This window comes from Streptococcus lactarius (genome assembly GCF_016642265.1).
Taxonomy (GTDB): domain Bacteria; phylum Bacillota; class Bacilli; order Lactobacillales; family Streptococcaceae; genus Streptococcus; species Streptococcus lactarius.
Genome location: NZ_MRXX01000007.1, coordinates 52,301 through 71,505 on the forward strand (window position 1 = coordinate 52,301; position 19,205 = coordinate 71,505).

The window sequence follows — 19,205 nt, forward strand, 5'->3', positions numbered from 1 at the left end:
TTTGTCCCAGCCTCTTAAATCATTGGATGGTAAAACAATAGCTTCGTCACACCAAAAAACATCATAATTCTCTATACTGATGCAAGTATCTACTGAAACTTTCCGCTGTGAGAAAAGCGCCTGAAACAGTGATGTTTCAGGCACTCGGAATTATTGAGATCTTAGGCTCAATAATTAGTCATGGAACTTCTTTGAAGTTCGTTGACGTCCGTACTCACCTAAGGAAAGTTTCTAAGATGCTTTTTCTATTATTTCAATGCATTTAACAAATAACCATAACCTTCTTGTTCCATCTCTTCTTTTGGAATAAAGCGCAGAGAGGCTGAATTGATACAATAGCGAAGACCACCCTGGTCTTTTGGACCATCGGTGAAGACATGGCCGAGATGGGCATTGCCGGAGCGGGAACGAACTTCGATCCGCTCCATTCCGTGGCTATGATCCTGGTAATAGTGGACAACGTCTTTGGCAATGGGACGGGAAAAACTTGGCCATCCACAGCCAGACGCAAACTTATCCTTGGCAAAAAAGAGAGGCTCCCCCGTCGTAATATCCACATAGATCCCCTCTTCAAAGGTCTGATCATAGGCATTGTGGAAAGGACGTTCCGTCGCACTTTCTTGGGTAACTTGGTACTGCTCAGGTGTCAGTTTCGCCTTTAGGATTTCTTGATCTGGCTTCTGATAAGCTACTGGATCAATCAAGGGCTGCTCAGCATCTGTCACATCGATATGGCAATAACCCCCTGGATTCTTCTTGAGGTAGTCTTGGTGGTAGTCCTCAGCTAGGATGTAGTGGCGCAAAGGTTCTAGTTCAACCGCGATTTTGCGGCCCAGTTGCTTCTCTTCTTCCGCAAACACTTGGGCGATCACTTCACGATCTTCCTCGTCTGTATAATAGACACCCGTTCGATATTGGCGACCTCGATCATTTCCCTGTTTGTTAACGGACAAGGGATCGATCACACGGAAATAGTAGAGCAGAATTGCACGGAGAGTGATCTTGTCTGGATCGTAGACGATCTGAACGGTCTCTGCATGATCCGTTTCCTTGATCAGTTGGTAATTGGTCGTTTCTACCTGGCCATTGGCATAGCCCACCGTCGTCTTTTCTACACCGGGGATCCGTGAAAAATACTCCTCCAAACCCCAAAAACAGCCGCCTGCTAGATAAATCTCTGCCATCTTTTTTCCTCGCTTTCCGCATTCCCTAAAAGGAACACTTCTTATCTATTAGCTCCATCATAATCCAAGAGCCTCAGATTTTCAAGGATTCTGCCTGCCCCCTCCATGAAAACAGCTAAGATTTAGTCAATGTAGTGCAATTTGCCACGGAAGTCTTCCAAGCTTTGGTAGCCTTTTTCTTCCATGATAGCTTTGAGCTCAGCAGTGATGCGTTCAAAAGCTCCCACTCCTTCTTTATGAAGCGTGGTTCCGATTTGCACCATACTAGCCCCACATAGAATATGTTCAAAGGCATCACGACCGGTCAAGACACCACCAGTCCCTATAATTTGAATTTCTGGATTCAGACGTTGATAAAAGGCATGGACATTAGCAAGGGCAGTTGGTTTGACATACTCTCCACCAATTCCTCCAAAACCATTTTTTGGTCGAATCACAACAGTTTCATCCTCAATGTAGAGACCATTCCCTACGGAATTGACACAATTGACAAACTTGAGCGGGTATTTGTTAAAAATCGCTGCAGCTTGATCGAAATGAACGATATCAAAATAAGGGGGTAATTTGATACCAAGCGGTTTGGTGAAATAGTCAAAGACTTCTGACAAGATGCGATCGGTCGTATCAAAGTCATAAGCAATCTGAGGTTTTCCAGGGACATTAGGGCAAGAAAGGTTCAGTTCTGTCAAACCTTTAAAGTCGCTGTCTTGCACCTTTTTCAAGATGGTATGGGTCTCTTCAGGAGACATGCCGACGAGAGATAAGAAGAAGGTCCGGTCAGGATCTGTCGCTTGCAACTCTAATAGGTAATCCAAATAATAATCTAAGCCTTGGTTGGGAAGACCCATGGAATTGATCGAGCCAAGTGGCACATCGTGGTAGCGTGGTTCGGGGTTTCCAGCACGGAATTCCAAGGTCGCTGTCTTGGTCACAAAGGTCCCAGCAGCCGAATTCTTCACTTCCTCCAACTCTTCCTTGGTCATACAGGCCACTCCTGCCGCATTCATCAGGCAGTTGTCAAATTCAAAACCAGCAATTTGTGTCTTTGTCGATACCATCTTCTACTCCTTTATGCTCCCCCAAAACAGAGATGTTTGGGAGGTTCAATTTTCTTTCTTTCATTATACCATTCCTCAAGAAAGTCTGGAAAATCAAAGCCAACATTTCTGTTAAACATTCGGACTTTCCAGCACTTCTAAAGAAACTAACAAAATTTTCAGAAAATTCAACTTTTTTCTTTACAAGCCGAAAAAAGTCTGTTATAATGATCCACGTAATAAAACATGACATTGTTTGTCAACTGTCTCAAAGCCACTCCCTTCAAGAGGTTGCTGGTTTTCGTTTCATTCACAAAGGAGAATTAACATGACAACTGCTAAAGAATATATCCAAAGCACTTTTGAAACTGTAAAAGCTCGTAACGGCCATGAAGCTGAATTCCTTCAAGCTGTTGAAGAATTTCTTGGTACCTTGGAACCTGTATTTGAAAAACATCCTGAATACATCGAAGAAAATATCTTGGCTCGTATCACTGAGCCCGAACGCGTGATTTCTTTCCGTGTTCCTTGGGTTGACCGTGAAGGAAAGATCCAAGTTAACCGTGGATACCGTGTTCAATTCAACTCTGCTGTAGGTCCATATAAAGGTGGTCTTCGTTTCCACCCAACTGTTAACCAAGGGATCTTGAAATTCCTCGGTTTCGAACAAATCTTCAAAAACGTCTTGACTGGCCTTCCTATCGGTGGTGGTAAAGGTGGATCTGACTTCGATCCTAAAGGAAAAACAGACGCTGAAGTGATGCGTTTCTGCCAAAGCTTCATGACTGAATTGCAAAAACACATCGGACCTTCTCTTGATGTCCCAGCTGGTGATATCGGTGTGGGTGGACGTGAAATTGGTTACCTCTATGGTCAATACAAACGCCTTCGTCAATTCGACGCTGGTGTCTTGACTGGTAAACCTCTTGGTTTCGGTGGTAGCTTGATCCGTCCAGAAGCAACTGGTTATGGTTTGGTCTACTATACAGAAGAAATGCTAAAAGCAAATGGCGACAGCTTTGCTGGTAAGAAAGTCGTTGTCTCTGGTTCTGGTAACGTTGCTCAATACGCAGTTCAAAAAGCAACTGAGCTTGGTGCAACTGTTATCTCAGTATCTGACTCAAATGGTTACGTGATTGATGAAAACGGAATCGACTTTGATCTTTTGACAGATGTGAAGAACAACCGTCGTGCTCGTTTGACTGAGTACGCAGCTGAAAAAGCAACAGCTACTTACCATGAAGGTTCTGTATGGACTTACGCTGGTAACTACGACATCGCCCTTCCATGTGCGACTCAAAACGAAATTGATGGCGATGCTGCAAAACGTTTGGTCGCTCAAGGCGTGAAAGTTGTCTCTGAAGGGGCAAACATGCCAAGTAACTTGGAAGCCATCCATGTTTACAAAGAAAATGGTGTTCTTTACGGACCTGCCAAAGCTGCCAATGCCGGTGGTGTTGCCGTATCTGCTCTTGAAATGAGCCAAAATAGTCAACGCCTTTCATGGACACGTGAAGAAGTGGACGGCCGTTTGAAAGACATCATGACCAACATCTTCAACACAGCAAAAACAACTGCAGAAACTTACGGTCTTGGTAAAGATTACCTTGCAGGTGCCAATATCGCTGCCTTTGAAAATGTCGCAGATGCGATGATTGCCCAAGGTCTTGTATAATTATTAAATAATTTCTTTCCGGCCTTTGGGTCAAAAGCTTCCTAACTCCTGAAATCTTGCCTTTCAGGAGTTTTTTTGTAGCTACTGATTTCTGTTAGGGCAATCGGTCCCAAGAGAGGAAAGCCATTGTTAAAGAAGGAAATCTTGACCATCATTCGTGATAAGATTTGATCCCTGAATTTTTTTAAAAAAATTTTATTTTTTTACTTTACCCCCTTGCATTTTGAATAGATTAGTATTAAACTATAGCACAAGGAGGTGCGCTTATGTTTCTAATCTCTCAAAACGAATATTATTCCATTGAACATACCAAATCGGAACTGATCAAATTGCTGTCTCAAATGCGGCAAGAAATCGCAGCGAGTCGCCAATCTCAAACAAGCATGGCTTGTAGCCATATTGAGTATTGTTTAGAGCATTTACGCAATGCCAGAAGCACTATCGCTGTCAGACTCCCGGTCAAATCACTTGACCTTGAGATCACCTCCATGCTTGGACAGCACATCCTGGTCCTACCACCAGAAGCGCGCAAAAGCTGGGATCAAGTCAAAACATTGACCCATCAGTATGGTCATTTTAAATAGAAAAACTAGCAAAAAAAAGGGAATGCGACAAAACGAATCTTCTACAACATTTGTTCTGTCACACTCCCTTTTAGTTTAGGCCATTTTTACCAGTTGGCAAATTGATGCCTGCTTCCATAAGAGCATCGTGATAGAGTTTATAATAAGTGTGGTAGACAGTGGTTTGGGTACCATTTTGAGCGGTCATGGCAATGCGGAAAGAATAACGACCATTTTTTTCGATCTGCGGTCCAATAATGGTCGGACCTGTCAATACTTCTGGATGGTTTTCTTGCTCTGCTTGATTGACCTGAGTGATGACTTGGTAAATCTTGTCGAGATCTGTATTGGCATCCAGTGGAATATCGACCAGCACGCGCATATCCCCGCGCGAAAGATTGCTGACGACGGTAATATTCCGATTCGGAACAAAGTGGAGCGTCCCATCAAAATCCCGCACCTGGGTCGTCCGAATCCCGACACTGCTGACGATGCCGGCAATTTTGATAGACCCGTTGGTCAGGCGAACGTTATCTCCTACATCTAGCTGCCTTTCCAAAAGAATGAAAAATCCATTGACTAAATCTGAGAGGAAACCCTGGGCTCCCATCCCAATAGCGACCCCAGCGATTCCCGCACCGGCAAGCAAACTCGAGACTGGAAGACCTAAAATCGACAAAATCCAGTAGATCAAAATGAAATACAGACAGTAGTTTAACAGGCTCTCCACCAACCGTAGAATGGTTTTTTGGCGTGCTTCATCCTGCCCAGCATATCTAAAGGAAGGAGCTAAAATCCTCTTGACCAGGCTGTGAATCACCTTTTTGGCGATATAAAATAAAAGAAGGACAAAAAGGAGTGAAATACACTTAGAAATCACCTCATCAGCGATTCTTGTCCAGTCGATGTTTTGAAAATACCGTTGAAATACTTGACTCATGAATACCGTTCTCTTTCTATTTCTGAATACTTTGATTATACCAAATATTCGGATTTTAGGCCATTTTTTCTAAAACACATTGCTTTTACACCCTATCTAATGTATAATATTTCTTAATATTTGCATAGGAGGTCCTTTATGATTCATCATTTACTAGCTACTTGGAATAAAACCAACCTCATGAAGCGGATTGCGATTGGGATCGTCGTCGGGGTTATTCTGGCACTGGTTTTCCCTCAAGCATCTGGAATTGGTATTTTAGGAGAGTTCTTTGTTGGAGGTCTTCGTGCGATTGCTCCCCTCTTGGTCTTTGCTCTTGTTGCAAACTCCCTCTCCCAACACCAAAAAGGAACCCAGACCAATATGAAGAAGGTCATCGTCCTCTACCTCTTGGGAACCTTTGCCGCAGCCTTTGTCGCCGTTATGGTGAATTACCTCTTCCCAGTGACAATTGATCTGAATACAAAAGCCACGAAAGGGACTGGACCAAATGGAATTGGCGAAGTGATCAGTAACCTCTTACTTAAAGTGGTCGACAACCCTGTTAACGCCCTGCAACAGGCCAATTACATTGGGATCCTTTCTTGGGCGACTGTCTTTGGGATTGCCATGAGAGAGGCGAGCGACCATAGTAAGGAACTCCTTCAAACACTAGCGGATATCACTTCTAAGATCGTAGAATGGATTATTAATCTGGCACCTTTTGGAATTTTAGGCTTGGTCTACACGACCATCTCAGGAAAAGGTCTCAGTGCCCTCAGTAACTACGGTCTCCTTCTCGTCATTTTGATTGGGACCATGGCTTTTGTAGCCCTTGTTGTCAACCCATTGATCGTCTTTGTGATGATTCGCAAGAATCCTTACCCACTTGTCTTTAAATGCCTCCGTGTCAGCGGAGTAACGGCCTTCTTCACCCGAAGCTCTGCCGCTAACATCCCTGTGAATATGCGCCTTTGTGAAGAATTGGGGCTCAATCCAGACACCTACTCTGTCTCTATTCCGCTTGGGTCAACTGTGAATATGGCTGGGGCCGCTGTCACCATTAATATCTTAACACTTGCTGCTGCAGATACCTTACACATTCATGTTGACTTTGCGACTGCACTTGTCCTTAGTGTCGTAGCTGCGATCTCAGCCTGTGGAGCATCTGGAGTGGCTGGTGGATCTCTCCTTCTCATCCCCGTTGCATGTAGCCTTTTTGGAATTACCAATGATTTGGCCATGCAAGTCGTCAGCGTCGGATTTGTCATCGGTGTCCTCCAAGACTCCTGTGAAACAGCCCTCAATTCATCGACCGACGTCCTCTTCACTGCCATCGCCGAAATGAGCAGCTGGCCAAAAGAAAAAAGATATTAAACCAACAGACAAGAAAACCCAGACCTCGCGATCTGGGTTATTTTATTTTCTAAAGTAGCGTCTACTTTCTTGAATGATAATCGGTGAGAGAGCCAGTAAGGCGATCAAATTTGGCAAAGCCATCAATCCATTTACGATATCGGCTATGATCCAGACAAGATCCAACTTGAGAAAGCCTCCAAGCCCTACCATCAATACAAAGAAGATCCGATAGAGATTAATATGTCTGACGCCAAAGAGGAATTCGAAACACCGTTCTCCGTAATAAGACCAGCCAAGGATAGTGGTCGTGGCAAAAAGCACTAGACAAAGGGTCAAGATGATCCCTCCTATCGGTCCAAAAACACCTGTAAAGGTATCATGCGTCAGCGTATTGGAATTGCCACTTGCCATCCATTCACCGGATACCAAGATCGAAAGTCCTGTCAAACTACAAATAATAATCGTATCAATAAAGGTCCCTGTCATTGAGATTAGGCCCTGCTCAACCGGTTCATTGGTCTTCGCTGCTGCAGCAGCAATCGGAGCAGATCCAAGACCTGATTCATTAGAGAAGACCCCACGCGCCACCCCTTTTTGGATGGCCATCTTGACCGTAGCACCAGCAAATCCTCCCATGGCCGCTGTCCCTGTAAAGGCTCCTGAAAAGACAGCTTTTAAAGTAGGAAGCAATTGATCCCCATGAAGGGAAATAATGATCACGGTGACAAGAATATAGGCCGCCGCCATAAAGGGAACCACTTTTTCTGAGACTTTTGAAATCCAGTGAATCCCACCAAAAATGATGGCAGAAACAATCAAAGCAATCACAACACTAGCAACCTCAGGGGCGGTACCAAAACTGGCTTTTAAAGAAGCTGTAATGGAATTGACCTGGGTCATGGTCCCAATCCCAAAGAGGGCTACGAGAACACCTGCTACGGCAAAGAAACTTGCAAGCGGGCGCCATTTTTCACCCATCCCATTCAAGATGTAATACATAGGACCACCTGAAATATAGCCCTTGTCATCCTTGGTCCGGTATTTAATGGCTAAGAGACCTTCTGCATACTTAGTGGCCATCCCAAAGAAAGCAGCCATCCACATCCAAAAGAGGGCACCTGGTCCACCCGTCTGGATAGCAGTTGCGACCCCGACAATATTTCCTGTCCCGACAGTTGCTGCTAGAGCGGTCGCAAGAGCTCCAAAGCTTGAAATATCCCCATGCCCTTTATCTTCCGTAAAGATTAACCGGAAAGCCTTGGGCAAATAGCGAATCTGAAGCAGGCTCAAACGGAGGGTCAGGTAAATCCCCGTTCCCACCAGAAGCACCAACAGCGGAGCTCCCCATACCAGATTGTCTAGATTTTGAAAAAACTGCAATGCATGATCCATTTTCTATCTCCTTTTTCATCGACCGATCGACTGAAAAGTGAAAAAGAAAGAGCACATGTCAAACATGTACTCTGGTTTGCTAAAATAGGGGCTCTCCCCATTTTCGCTCTGTCCTTTTACCTGAGAGTTTGAGTAGATGTTCCATCTACCTTGCCCCTTCGGTGCCATGACTGGTCTCTCCAGAGTTCCGTCCATTCACAGTTATAGATATTCCTGCAAACTTCATTCGGTCGTATTGAATTGTCCTTATTTTATGCTTTTTTCATGAAAATGTCAACTATTTTCCGAAAATAAATGGCTTTTTTCATGAAAAAGATTCGTTTTTTAATCACTCAAGGAGAAGTGATTGGTCATAAGGTTGCTGGCATCTAGTAAAACCTTGTCCAAGAGTTGATCTGTCGCTTCCTGGATTTGATCACTCATAGCTTGGTTTTCCGCTTCAAAATCAACGCTTTCACCTGCTGCAAGGGCACGATCGACTTTATTGATGCGTACATGTCCCCAAGCCATTGTCGATTCTTGGTAGTCATCTAGATCCCCAACATGATGAGCATAGTGAGGGTCAGCTAGTCCTGCAATCAACCGGTTAGCCCAGTAGAAGGAATCCGTTGTCACTTTAGCCGTAGTATTGGCAAAGTAGTCTGGCGTCGTATCCACTTGGGTAAAGAAAGGAACAGCTGTGTTGTATGGCATGGAGCCGTATGAAATCCATTGGATGCCTGTCGTTTCTTGTGGTTTATTGGGGCGCAATTGCAGAATCGCTGTCTGGCTGGTCCGGTTGATCCCGATCGTTCGGAAAGTCCGCTGACTCACCTGGTCTCCTTCCGGTCCATAAGGATCGTAGAGGGTATCTTGGTAGTGATTACTCAAGACATATTTGACATCTTCAATCGTCACCTTGCGATAGGGCTTTTGACACCAAGGAATCTCAAAGCTCCGTGGATCCTGCTCAATTTCAGGATTAAGGAAATGCTGGATGGCCCAAGCCCGCGGTGTATTGTAGTGACGGTCCTTGTCTTTTTGGCTACCAAAGGCATAGCGTGGATTAAAACCTTTTCCTTCTTGATCCAGAATCAAATGGTGCTCTGAGACAAAATGTTCAAGATCTGAGTCACAAAGAAATTGGTCTGGATTTCCAAATTCAAAATAATCACTTCCCAGTTGGTTTGGGTTGGTCACATAGGCATCATCTGGGACACGGCGCGCCATCCAGTGGTGACCTCCGATGGTTTCCAACCACCAGATTTCATTCACATCTGAAATCGCAATCCCGTTAGATTCATAAGTTCCATACTCTTCCAAGAGCTTTCCAAGACGCAAAACCCCTTCGCGGGCGGTCTTGACATAAGGCAAGACCAAGGTCAGCATGTCTTCTTCACCGATCCCACTCGCTACAAGAGGATCTGCCCCTAACACACGGCTATTGGTCGTAATGGTCTCGGTCTCACTCATGGCTACATTATAGACATTGATCCCAGCTTCTCCCCAGATCCCGTCTTTGGGAATAGCATCTGGAACAGCTGTATAGCGAACCGGATTGTCTGGTAAGTCAATTTCAAAAGTGGATAAAACCGATTTGTAATGGCGGGGTTGATCTTCTGGTTTCACCACAATATATTTCTTGGGCGTAAAGACACCATTTTGAGAATCCTCTGTCCGCGCTACAATGGTTGAACCATCATAGCTCGCATGTTTTCCGACTAAAATTGTTGTACATGAATCTGCACTTTCACGTTTCCGCATACCTATCCTCCAAAATTATTCATCGCCTCTATTATAGCACTTTTAAAAAACAGGACCTACTGAAAATCAGATTGAGAGTGGGACAGAAATCGGTCATTCGTTAGAATTCGATTNNNNCTCGACAATTCAAAGACAATTGAGAGGCTAGGACTTTTGTCCCAGCCTCTTTTTTAATCAGTTTCATTTTTCGAAGGATTAAAAACCCTAGCTGATAAACAGCTAGGGTTTAGAATATAGATAAAATTTTTACTTAAAACAACTTAACTGATATAGAATAATTAAAACTGATACATATTAATAGGCTCATTCAAACATACACTGAAACTTTCCGCCGTGAGAAAAGTGTCTGAAACACAATTGTTTCAGACACTCGGAAGTTTTGAGACCTTAGGCTCAAAACTAAGTCATGGAACTTCTTCGAAGTTCGCTGACGTCCGTACTCACCTAAGGAAAGTTTCTAAGATAACTTTTTCTTTAATCTGAATCTAGCGGATAAACAGCTAGGATTCGATTATCCTTTAAACGTAACAATGGTTGCACCGCTTCCACCCGCATTTTGTGGGGCATATTCAAAACTCTTGACATGTTTGTTGCGGCGGAGGTATTTGGTCACCCCTTCACGGATAACCCCCGTCCCAATTCCGTGAATAATATCGACTTGGGACATGTTGTTCAGAAGAGCCTGATCGATAAAACCATCTAGCTCTTGCATGGCCTCTTCATAGCGTTTCCCACGGAGGTCCAGACGCGCTCTCGGCCCGCTCGTGTTGGAGCGCTTGACGACATTCACCTGGCGTTTCTTAGGTTGAGCCGCTTCTTTTTCAACCTTGATAAGGTTGAATTCTTTTTCCTCCAGGGTCATCTTGATCAAGCCGACTTGGGCCTCCCAGCGGCCATCTTTGAGTTGCTTGACCAGGCTTCCGCGTTGGCCATAGCTGATAACCAGGATCTCATCTCCTACCTTAGGAGCACGCGCCTTCTTGGCTTTTTTCAAGACCTTGTTTTTAGACAGGTCTACAGTCTCAGGAGCTAGTTTTTTCAACTGGGCCTTGGCCTCAATGATCTCATGGGGTTTCAACTGGGATTTAGCGTGAAGACCTTGAAGGATGCGGTCACTCTCTGAAAGGGCCATGTCCACAATTTCCTTGGCCTCTTCTCTCGCCTTGTTAAGCTCTGTTTCTCTCTCCCGAGTCAATTCGTTATAGAGCTTGCGAAGAGCGCGATTGAATTTGAGATTTTCTTGCTCTACTTCTTGAATGGTATCCAAGCGCTTGCGACTCTCCAAGGTCTGTGCCTCCAATTTTTCAATAATCTGATTGACATCATTGTCCGTATTGGTCATCTTCATAGCATCCTGGATAATGGTCTCAGACAAGCCCAATCGGCGGGCGATCTCAAAGGCATTGGAACGACCAGGGACTCCTTGCATGAAGCGATAGGTTGGACACAGACTCGCTGTATCAAACTCCATGCTGGCATTTTGCACTCCGGCAGTCTCAATTCCGTAGGCCTTGAGCTCTGGATAGTGGGTCGTCGCCATGGTCTTAATTCCACGTAAGCGCAGGTCTTCTAAGATGGCGATGGCAAGACCAGCCCCCTCTTGGGGATCCGTTCCAGCACCCAACTCATCCAGAAGGATCAAGGAGGTTGTATCCACTTGATTTAAAATAGACACAATATTGGTCATATGACTGGAGAAGGTCGACAAGCTCTGTTCGATGGATTGTTCGTCGCCAATATCCGCAAAGACCTGTGAGAAAATTCCCACGCGACTGCCTGGATCCGCTAGGATGGGAAGACCGGACTGGGCCATAATTTGCGCCAATCCCAGCGTTTTTAGCATGATGGTTTTACCACCTGTATTGGGACCAGTAATCACGATTTCAGTCAAGTCCTCGGTAAAATGCAGGTCATTTGCGACGGCATTTTCAATCAAGGGATGACGTAGTTGCAAGAGCTGAATAGAGCGATTACTGGTCACTTCTGGAACCACTGCCTTGAAATCGCGCATAAACCGATACTTGGCCTTGATCAAGTCCAAGTGGCCGATAATCCAGGCATTATTGGCAATCTCTGCTGCATGAGGACGCAGGGTATCGGATAATTCTTCCAAAATCTGAATGATTTCATAGCGCTCATCTGCGCGATGGTTGGCAATTTCTTCGTTCAGATTGACCACTGCACGTGGCTCTACATAAACGGTATTCCCACTGGCAGAGATATCGTGGACCACCCCTGCAATCCGGTTGCGATAGGTGTTTTTTACTGGTAAAACATTGCGTCCATTCCGGCTAGCAATCACAGCATCCGCCAACATATCGGCCTTGCTTTTCAGCAGGTATTGTAGAATCTCTCTGACCTGGTGTTCATTTTCCTGGATGCGGCGACGGATTTTAGCCAATTTTTCACTGGCAAAAGACTCGACAAAGCCTCCTTCGTTGATGGCTTGAAGTCCGCCTTGTAAGCGTGGCAGATCCACCAAGTTCTCAAAGAGCCGATTAAGCCTTTCCAGACGGACATTTTCCAAGTTATCGTAGAAATCCTTGAGTTCATGTGTTACCCGAAGGACAGCTTTTAGCGAAAGCAATTCATCGATATTGAGAGCCGCCTCCATCTCCAAACGCCTGGCCACTGGACGGACATCTTGGATGGTCGAGACGGCAAAGCGAGGCTCTTCCAAGAGGATTTGCTCCATATCTTCTAGCTCAATAAAGGCCGTTTCGATGGTTTCTTTTTTATCAGTTGGAGTAAGGACTGCTAGCTCCATCTCCCCTTGCTCTGTCTGTAGATAGGGTTCAAAGAGTTGCTTGACCTTGTCAAACTCCAGAATATCTAAGATTTTTGTATTCATGTTTCTCCTACAAAAAAAGTGAGCGTCCTTCCTAGAGTCGGACTTGTCTCACTCCTTTCTTTCTGTCATCGTCCTTAAGCCCCGATAATCGCCGTCACCCACAAATTGTGGAAAATGCTTGAACTGATCGGGGTATGAAGGATAATCAAGCGGACCAATCCACTTGCATTTAGTCTGTTTTGAATGGTCGGCATCGGAATGGTTGAGAGCACTGTCAAGCCCATCTGGATGACCAAGAGAGTGATCACAACTGCAATCACACCAGCACCAATTTGATACTTGCGATCCTCAAGCTTTTCCGGTTGGGGGATCAGATGCATAAAGATCCCAATCACGCGGCCAATGAGATAGACCAGCGCAAAAATCAAGCCATAAGCTAAGCCCGCATAAAAGATGTCATCTAATCGGAACAAGTATGAATTGGAATAAAAATAATTCACCGATTGCTGGGTGGGACTTGAAAAAGGAACCCACAGCGACAAAACCTTGGCCAGTCCCTTGTAGCTACCTGCTGCAATCAGCATGGCTACCAAGGTCACTAGAAAATAATAAGACTGAAGGATGATGCCCCTTGCATACCCAATATAAAAGCTCCATGCCAAAATCAATAAGATTAAGAAAGTTAACATGTATCTCCTCTTATTTAGATGATTTATCCTTTAAGTCGTCTAAAGCTTTGCGACGAAAATCATCTAATTCTTTTTCTTTGTCGTCAAACTCAATCTCGCGATTCAGCTGCATGGACAAACTGTTTACTGCCAATAAGATGGCGATGGTTTCATCATCAGCCTCTGGCATTTGTTCTTTAATTGCTTGGTATTTTTCTCTTGCTACACGTTCGACTTCTTCCATAAACAAATTATCATGGTTGGTTGTTAAAGTGAGCACTTTGTTTCCAAATGTAAATTTATATCTATTTAAGCTCGCCATAAAAATCACCTCACGGTATTATACCAAAAAAGGCTGGCTTTGTCAGTAGCAAAGGCCCTCTTCACAAGGATTTTCCTTACGATTTCTTCTTTATTTTGCTCCCTCTCTCTTTGAATTTGTGGTACAATAGAAGTTATGGAAAGTATGACACTCACTCCAACAAAGGAGCAAATCCTTTATTTTGTCCAGACCTATCGTACCTCTCTTGCTCAAAGCAAGAACCCTCATATGGACTACTTCTTTCGACTAGAGGGTGCGACCGTTTCGATCTACAAGTCTGGAAAAGTCTTGCTTCAAGGCAATGACCTGACTCCTTACCTGGCCTTTTTCGGGCAAGACGCTGGTAAAGCAGCAAGTGCCAGCCCTGTAGCTGGTCGAGCAGATCTAGCGATGATCGGGACAGACGAGGTCGGAAACGGCTCTTATTTTGGTGGACTCACCGTTGTTGCATCCTTTGTCACACCTGACCAGCAGGACTGGCTTCAAAAGCTGGGGGTTGGGGACTCAAAAACCTTGGATGATCGAAAAATTCAGCAATTGGCTCCTCTGCTTGAGGAAAATATCCAGCACCAAGCACTCTTATTGTCTCCAAAGAAGTACAATGAGGTGATCGCTTCTGGTTACAATGCTGTTTCGGTCAAGGTTGCCCTACACAATCAGGCTATCTATCTTCTCTTAAACAAGGGAGTCCAGCCTAAACGCATTGTGATCGATGCCTTTACGACTGCAAAAAACTACCAAAAATATGTGAAGGCTGAGAAAAATCAAGTCACACAAGCCATTGATCTGGAGGAAAAAGCAGAAGGCAAGTATTTGGCTGTTGCGGTTAGCTCCATCATCGCCCGCAATCTCTTTCTTCAAAACCTGGAAGATCTGGGCAAGGAACTGGGCTTTAATCTCCCTAGCGGGGCAGGAGCTAAGTCCGATCAAGTAGCTGCTCGGTTGATCCAGACCTATGGGATGAAAGCACTGGATTATTGTGCCAAACTCCATTTTAAAAACACTGAAAAAGCAAAGAAATTACTAGAAAGATAAGTTATGTCAAAAAGAAGTTCAAAACACACATCGAGCTCACCCGTGGTGAGATTCCTGAAAGAATGGGGCTTGTTTAGCATCATTGTTGGCCTCATCGTTGCCTCCCGTATTTTTCTGTGGGCCCCTGTTAAGGTAGACGGCCATTCGATGGATCCGACTCTAGCTGATAGCGAATACCTCCTTGTGGTTAACCATCTCTCGATTGATCGATTCGATATTGTCGTTGCCAATGAAAAAGATGACAATGGGAAGTCCAAAGACATTGTCAAACGGGTCATCGGTCTTCCTGGAGATACCATCCAGTATGACAATGATACGCTCTACATCAATGGCAAAAAGACCGATGAGCCTTATCTGAAAAACTACATTGCCCGCTTCAAAAAAGATAAATTACAATCCACCTACACTGGAAAAGGCTTCGAAGAAAACGGAGAACTTTTCCGTCAACTGGCCAATACAGCCCAAGCCTTCACGGTAGACAAGGATGGCAATACAACATTCACCTTGAAATTGCTCGACAATGAATACCTCTTACTTGGAGATGACCGGATCGTTTCAAAAGATAGCCGTCAGGTTGGAGCCTTTAAAAAAGAACAAATCAAAGGGCAAGCCGTCTTTAGACTATGGCCCATCTACCCTTTCAAAACTTATTAGTATAGATAACAAAACTAAGGCTGAGGCAAACTGTCCCAGCCTTGCTTTATAAAAAGGAAAGAAATGATGGAATATTATTTTTCTGGTACTATTGAGCGCATTATTTTTGAAAACCCCAGTAGTTTTTTTCGAATCCTCTTGCTCGACATCAGCGATACAGATGACGAAGATTTTGCTGATTTTGAGATCATTGTGACAGGAACCATGGCCGATATTATGGAAGGTGAAGACTATACCTTCTGGGGCGAGCTGGTCCAACATCCTAAATATGGTGAGCAGCTCAAGATCAGTCGCTATGAACGTGCCAAACCCTCTAGCAAGGGCTTGGTGAAATATTTTTCCAGCGATCACTTCAAAGGAATCGGTCTCAAAACGGCCCAAAAGATCGTCGATCTCTATGGAGACGACACCATTGACAAAATCCTAGAGGCCCCTGAAAAATTAGAAGAAATCACAGGTCTCTCCAAGAAAAACCGCCTAGCTTTTATAGAGAAACTCCGGCAAAATTACGGAACAGAGCGCATCCTCGCTCAGCTCGCTAATTATGGGATTCCCAATAAGTTGGCCTTTCAGATCCAAGATTACTACAAAGAAGAAACGCTCCAAATCGTGGAGCATCATCCTTACCAATTGGTCGAAGATATCCAAGGGTTGGGCTTTAAAATCGCAGACCAACTGGCTGAAGGGTTGGGGATTGCAAGTGACGCCCCCGAACGTTTCCGTGCAGGTCTGATTCACAGTCTCTTTAGCTATTCTATCGAGACGGGAAACACCTATATCGAATCCAAGGATCTCTTGCGCTATGCCATTGACCTTTTGGAATCCGCAAGGCCTGTAGAGTTAGATCCAGCAACTGTTGCCCAAGAATTGGGAGGCCTCATCGAGGAAGATAAGGTCCAAAACGTAGACACCAAGATCTTTGACAACAGTCTCTTCTTTGCGGAAGAAGGCATTCGCAGTCATATCGGTCGACTGCTGGAGAAAGGTAAAAAAACTTCGTTTGACCCTGAGAAAATCAACCAAGCAATTGAGCAGGTTGAAAATGATCTGGGGATCCACTACGATGCCATCCAAAAAGAAGCGATTCACCAAGCCATTCAAAACAAGGTCTTTATCCTCACTGGGGGACCCGGAACCGGAAAAACCACTGTTATCAATGGAATGATCAGTGTCTATGCCCAGCTTCACCAGCTGGATCTTCGGAAGAAAAAAGACTTGCCGATCCTGCTGGCTGCGCCAACTGGTCGGGCAGCAAGGCGCATGAATGAGCTGACAGGGCTTCCGAGCGCGACTATCCACCGTCATTTGGGCATGACAGGAGACGATGACACTAGCCACTTAGAGGACTATCTGGATGCAGATTTCATCATTGTGGACGAGTTTTCCATGGTCGATACCTGGCTGGCCAATCAATTGCTCAGCAATATCGCAACCGATACCAAACTCTTGATTGTGGGAGATGCCGACCAATTACCATCCGTCAGTCCTGGTCAGGTCTTAGCTGATCTCTTGCAGATTCCTCGTATCCCTCAGACCAAACTCGAACATATTTTCCGCCAGAGTGAAGACTCGACCATTGTCTCACTGGCAGGTGAAATCCGTCAAGGGAAGCTTCCTCAAGACTTCACAGAACGAAAAGCTGACCGCTCTTATTTCGAAGCCGCAAGCGAACATATTCCTAAAATGATTGAGCAGATCACTTCAGCTGCTCTTCGCAGCCAGATCCCTGCTCGGGATATCCAAGTCTTGGCACCCATGTACAAGGGTCAGGCTGGCATTGACAATATCAATACGCTCATGCAAGACCTTCTCAATCCAGCTGTCAAAGATCAGGTTGTCTTTGACACGCCGGACTGCCAATATCGAGATGGGGATAAGGTCATCCACCTGGTCAATGATGCGGAAAGTAATGTTTTTAATGGAGACATCGGCTACATCACTGACCTTCTTCCAGGTAAATATACAGAATCCAAGCAAGATGAATTGACCATCCAATTTGACGGCAATGAAGTCGTCTACCCGCGCAATGAATGGTACAAGATTCGCCTAGCCTATGCTATGAGTATTCACAAATCACAAGGAAGCGAGTTTCCGGTGGTGATTTTACCCATTACCAATCAAAGCCACCGCATGTTGCAGCGCAATTTGATCTATACCGCCATCACGCGCTCAAAAAGCAAGCTCATTCTTTTAGGGGAATACAGCGCCTTTGATTACGCCACTAAAAATACTGGCACTGCGCGCAAAACCTATTTGGTTGAACGCTTTAAGAATATGGACGGAGGCGAAGCAACCACAGACTATTCTTCATCCATTGCAAAGGCTTCTGCTACAGTCGAATCTGCACGAAGAAAGGAAGAAACTGTTGAAACGAAAGCAGAGACGTCTAAACCTACTGTCTATCGACTGACTGAAGACAATCTCCACGCCATCTCGCCTATGATTGGACTAACAGAAGAAGAGATTGCAACCTTTTTTGACATAAAAAAAGACGACTAGTGAATAGACTAGTTGTCTTTTTCTTCCTCTACCAGAGGCAGTTCAGTATGATCGACGAAATTGGTCATGGTGACACCCAAGAGGCGGATTCCTGTATTTATCGATTCGATTTCTTGAAAAATGTGACGCGCTGAACGATTGATGCGCTCAGCATCTCGCGTTGGCTCCGTCAAGGTGATGCGCTTGGTCAAGGTAGTAAAATCTCCATAACGCACTTTTAAGACCAAGGTCTTTCCTTGCTTACCATGTTTTTCCAGCGATTGGGCTACCTTGCTGGAAAGATTAGCAATTTCTTCTAGAGCATCTTCTTCTCCATAGAGGAGCTTGCGGTAGGTCCGCTCTTTTCCAATTGACTTGCGGATCCGATGACTCTTAACTGGGCTATTGTGAATCCCTCGCGCCTTGCGAAAGAGATCATAGCCAAAGCGCCCAAACCGATCAATCAAAGTCATCTCTGGGATGGCTAAAAGATCCGCACCAGTATAGACCCCCATCTCATGGAGTCTCTCTACTGTCTTTTTCCCCACCCCATGAAATTTGGCAATGTCCATTTGGCTCAGGAAATCCTCAGCATCCTCCGGTAAGACCACCGTTAGGCCACGGGGTTTTTGGTAGTCACTTGCCATCTTGGCCAAAAACTTATTATAAGAAACACCCGCTGAAGCTGTGAGATGCAACTCTTCCCAGATAGCATGCTGAATCAAGCGAGCAATTTTGACAGCTGATTTGCTCTGGATTTTATTTTCCGTCACATCCAGATAAGCTTCATCAATACTCATGGGCTCGATCAGATCCGTATAGCGCCTAAAAATCTCACGGACCTGCTCACCCACCTCCCGGTATTTCTCATAATTCCCAGAGACAAAGACAGCTTGGGGACAAAGGTCCAGCGCTTCTTTGGAACTCATGGCCGAGTGAATTCCATATTTCCTAGCTTCATAGTTACAGGTTGAGACTACGCCTCTCCCTCCTGACTGACGAGGATCCTGGCCGATCACGACAGGTTTCCCCTTTAAACTAGGGTTGTCTCTTTCTTCGACCGCAGCAAAAAATGCATCCATATCAATATGAATAATCTTGCGGCTGGTATCATTCATTAATGGAAATATCAGCATTTTTGATCCTCCTTTTTCTATTATAAGAAGAAACTTCTGGAATTGCAAAAATCGGATCTCCACAGAAAAATAGGTCATTTTTTGAAAGTCCTTAGCTGTTTTTCAAAAATATAGTACAGATTTAGTATATTTTAAAAACTGTTTTATAAAAGAATCTCTTTTATTTCGCAACTTCTCTTTGTGAAACCGGTTACTGTGTGGTATACTACTAGTGTAAATGCAACAGATACAGTTGCTAGAAAGACAATA

The 19,205-nt window shown here is 44.7% G+C and carries 15 protein-coding genes and 1 riboswitch; of the genes, 6 read left to right on the plus strand and 9 right to left on the minus strand.

Annotated features, from left to right (window positions below; all coding sequences use genetic code 11):
- Positions 1-248: 248 nt before the first annotated feature.
- Together msrB and BTU61_RS05745 are read right to left on the minus strand one after the other, a co-directional pair.
- On the minus strand, positions 249-1,184 hold the full coding sequence (gene msrB, locus BTU61_RS05740; protein WP_200772729.1) for a peptide-methionine (R)-S-oxide reductase MsrB: 936 nt from the start codon (positions 1,182-1,184) through the stop codon (positions 249-251).
- Positions 1,185-1,306: 122 nt separating this feature from the next.
- Complete coding sequence (locus tag BTU61_RS05745; RefSeq protein ID WP_200772730.1) at positions 1,307-2,242, minus strand: dihydroorotate oxidase; 936 nt, start codon at positions 2,240-2,242, stop codon at positions 1,307-1,309.
- A 307-nt stretch (positions 2,243-2,549) separates the two neighbouring features.
- Here BTU61_RS05745 and gdhA point away from each other — a divergent pair, with 307 nt between their 5' ends.
- Both gdhA and BTU61_RS05755 read left to right on the plus strand, forming a co-directional pair.
- On the plus strand, positions 2,550-3,896 hold the full coding sequence (gene gdhA / locus BTU61_RS05750; protein WP_200772731.1) for an NADP-specific glutamate dehydrogenase: 1,347 nt from the start codon (positions 2,550-2,552) through the stop codon (positions 3,894-3,896).
- Positions 3,897-4,162: 266 nt separating this feature from the next.
- Positions 4,163-4,480: a hypothetical protein gene (locus BTU61_RS05755; protein WP_200772732.1), complete on the plus strand. Its 318-nt coding sequence runs from the start codon at positions 4,163-4,165 to the stop codon at positions 4,478-4,480.
- Between the two features lie 70 nt (positions 4,481-4,550).
- On the opposite strand, the gene BTU61_RS05760 is transcribed toward BTU61_RS05755, so the two are convergent.
- Positions 4,551-5,399, minus strand: coding sequence for a mechanosensitive ion channel family protein (locus BTU61_RS05760; RefSeq protein WP_187538753.1), 849 nt, complete (start codon positions 5,397-5,399; stop codon positions 4,551-4,553).
- A 138-nt stretch (positions 5,400-5,537) separates the two neighbouring features.
- Here BTU61_RS05760 and sstT point away from each other — a divergent pair, with 138 nt between their 5' ends.
- Complete coding sequence (gene sstT, locus BTU61_RS05765; RefSeq protein WP_200772733.1) at positions 5,538-6,755, plus strand: serine/threonine transporter SstT; 1,218 nt, start codon at positions 5,538-5,540, stop codon at positions 6,753-6,755.
- 42 nt (positions 6,756-6,797) lie between these two features.
- On the opposite strand, the gene BTU61_RS05770 is transcribed toward sstT, so the two are convergent.
- From BTU61_RS05770 to BTU61_RS05790, 5 genes are all read right to left on the minus strand, one after another.
- Entirely contained in the window at positions 6,798-8,129 is a 1,332-nt protein-coding gene (locus BTU61_RS05770; protein WP_200772734.1) for an alanine/glycine:cation symporter family protein, read from the minus strand.
- Between the two features lie 98 nt (positions 8,130-8,227).
- Positions 8,228-8,322, minus strand: a riboswitch (glycine riboswitch).
- Positions 8,323-8,453: 131 nt separating this feature from the next.
- Entirely contained in the window at positions 8,454-9,872 is a 1,419-nt protein-coding gene (locus BTU61_RS05775) for a C69 family dipeptidase (protein ID WP_200772735.1), read from the minus strand.
- Between the two features lie 511 nt (positions 9,873-10,383).
- Entirely contained in the window at positions 10,384-12,723 is a 2,340-nt protein-coding gene (locus BTU61_RS05780; protein WP_200772736.1) for an endonuclease MutS2, read from the minus strand.
- A gap of 74 nt (positions 12,724-12,797) precedes the next feature.
- Positions 12,798-13,352, minus strand: coding sequence for a CvpA family protein (locus BTU61_RS05785; protein ID WP_200772737.1), 555 nt, complete (start codon positions 13,350-13,352; stop codon positions 12,798-12,800).
- 10 nt (positions 13,353-13,362) lie between these two features.
- Positions 13,363-13,653, minus strand: a complete 291-nt coding sequence (locus BTU61_RS05790) for a hypothetical protein (RefSeq protein WP_200772738.1) — start codon at positions 13,651-13,653, stop codon at positions 13,363-13,365.
- 135 nt (positions 13,654-13,788) lie between these two features.
- On the opposite strand from BTU61_RS05790, the gene rnhC reads away from it, so the two are divergent.
- The 3 genes from rnhC to recD2 all read left to right on the plus strand — a co-directional run bounded on the left by rnhC (position 13,789) and on the right by recD2 (position 17,841).
- Entirely contained in the window at positions 13,789-14,688 is a 900-nt protein-coding gene (gene rnhC, locus BTU61_RS05795) for a ribonuclease HIII (RefSeq protein ID WP_200772739.1), read from the plus strand.
- 3 nt (positions 14,689-14,691) lie between these two features.
- Complete coding sequence (gene lepB, locus BTU61_RS05800; RefSeq protein ID WP_200772740.1) at positions 14,692-15,342, plus strand: signal peptidase I; 651 nt, start codon at positions 14,692-14,694, stop codon at positions 15,340-15,342.
- Between the two features lie 66 nt (positions 15,343-15,408).
- Complete coding sequence (gene recD2, locus BTU61_RS05805) at positions 15,409-17,841, plus strand: SF1B family DNA helicase RecD2 (RefSeq protein ID WP_200772741.1); 2,433 nt, start codon at positions 15,409-15,411, stop codon at positions 17,839-17,841.
- A gap of 8 nt (positions 17,842-17,849) precedes the next feature.
- Here recD2 and dinB read toward each other — a convergent pair whose 3' ends face one another.
- The gene (gene dinB, locus BTU61_RS05810; protein WP_200772742.1) at positions 17,850-18,956 is read right to left on the minus strand and encodes a DNA polymerase IV; all 1,107 of its coding nucleotides are present in this window, start codon (positions 18,954-18,956) and stop codon (positions 17,850-17,852) included.
- Between the last annotated feature and the right edge of the window lie 249 nt (positions 18,957-19,205).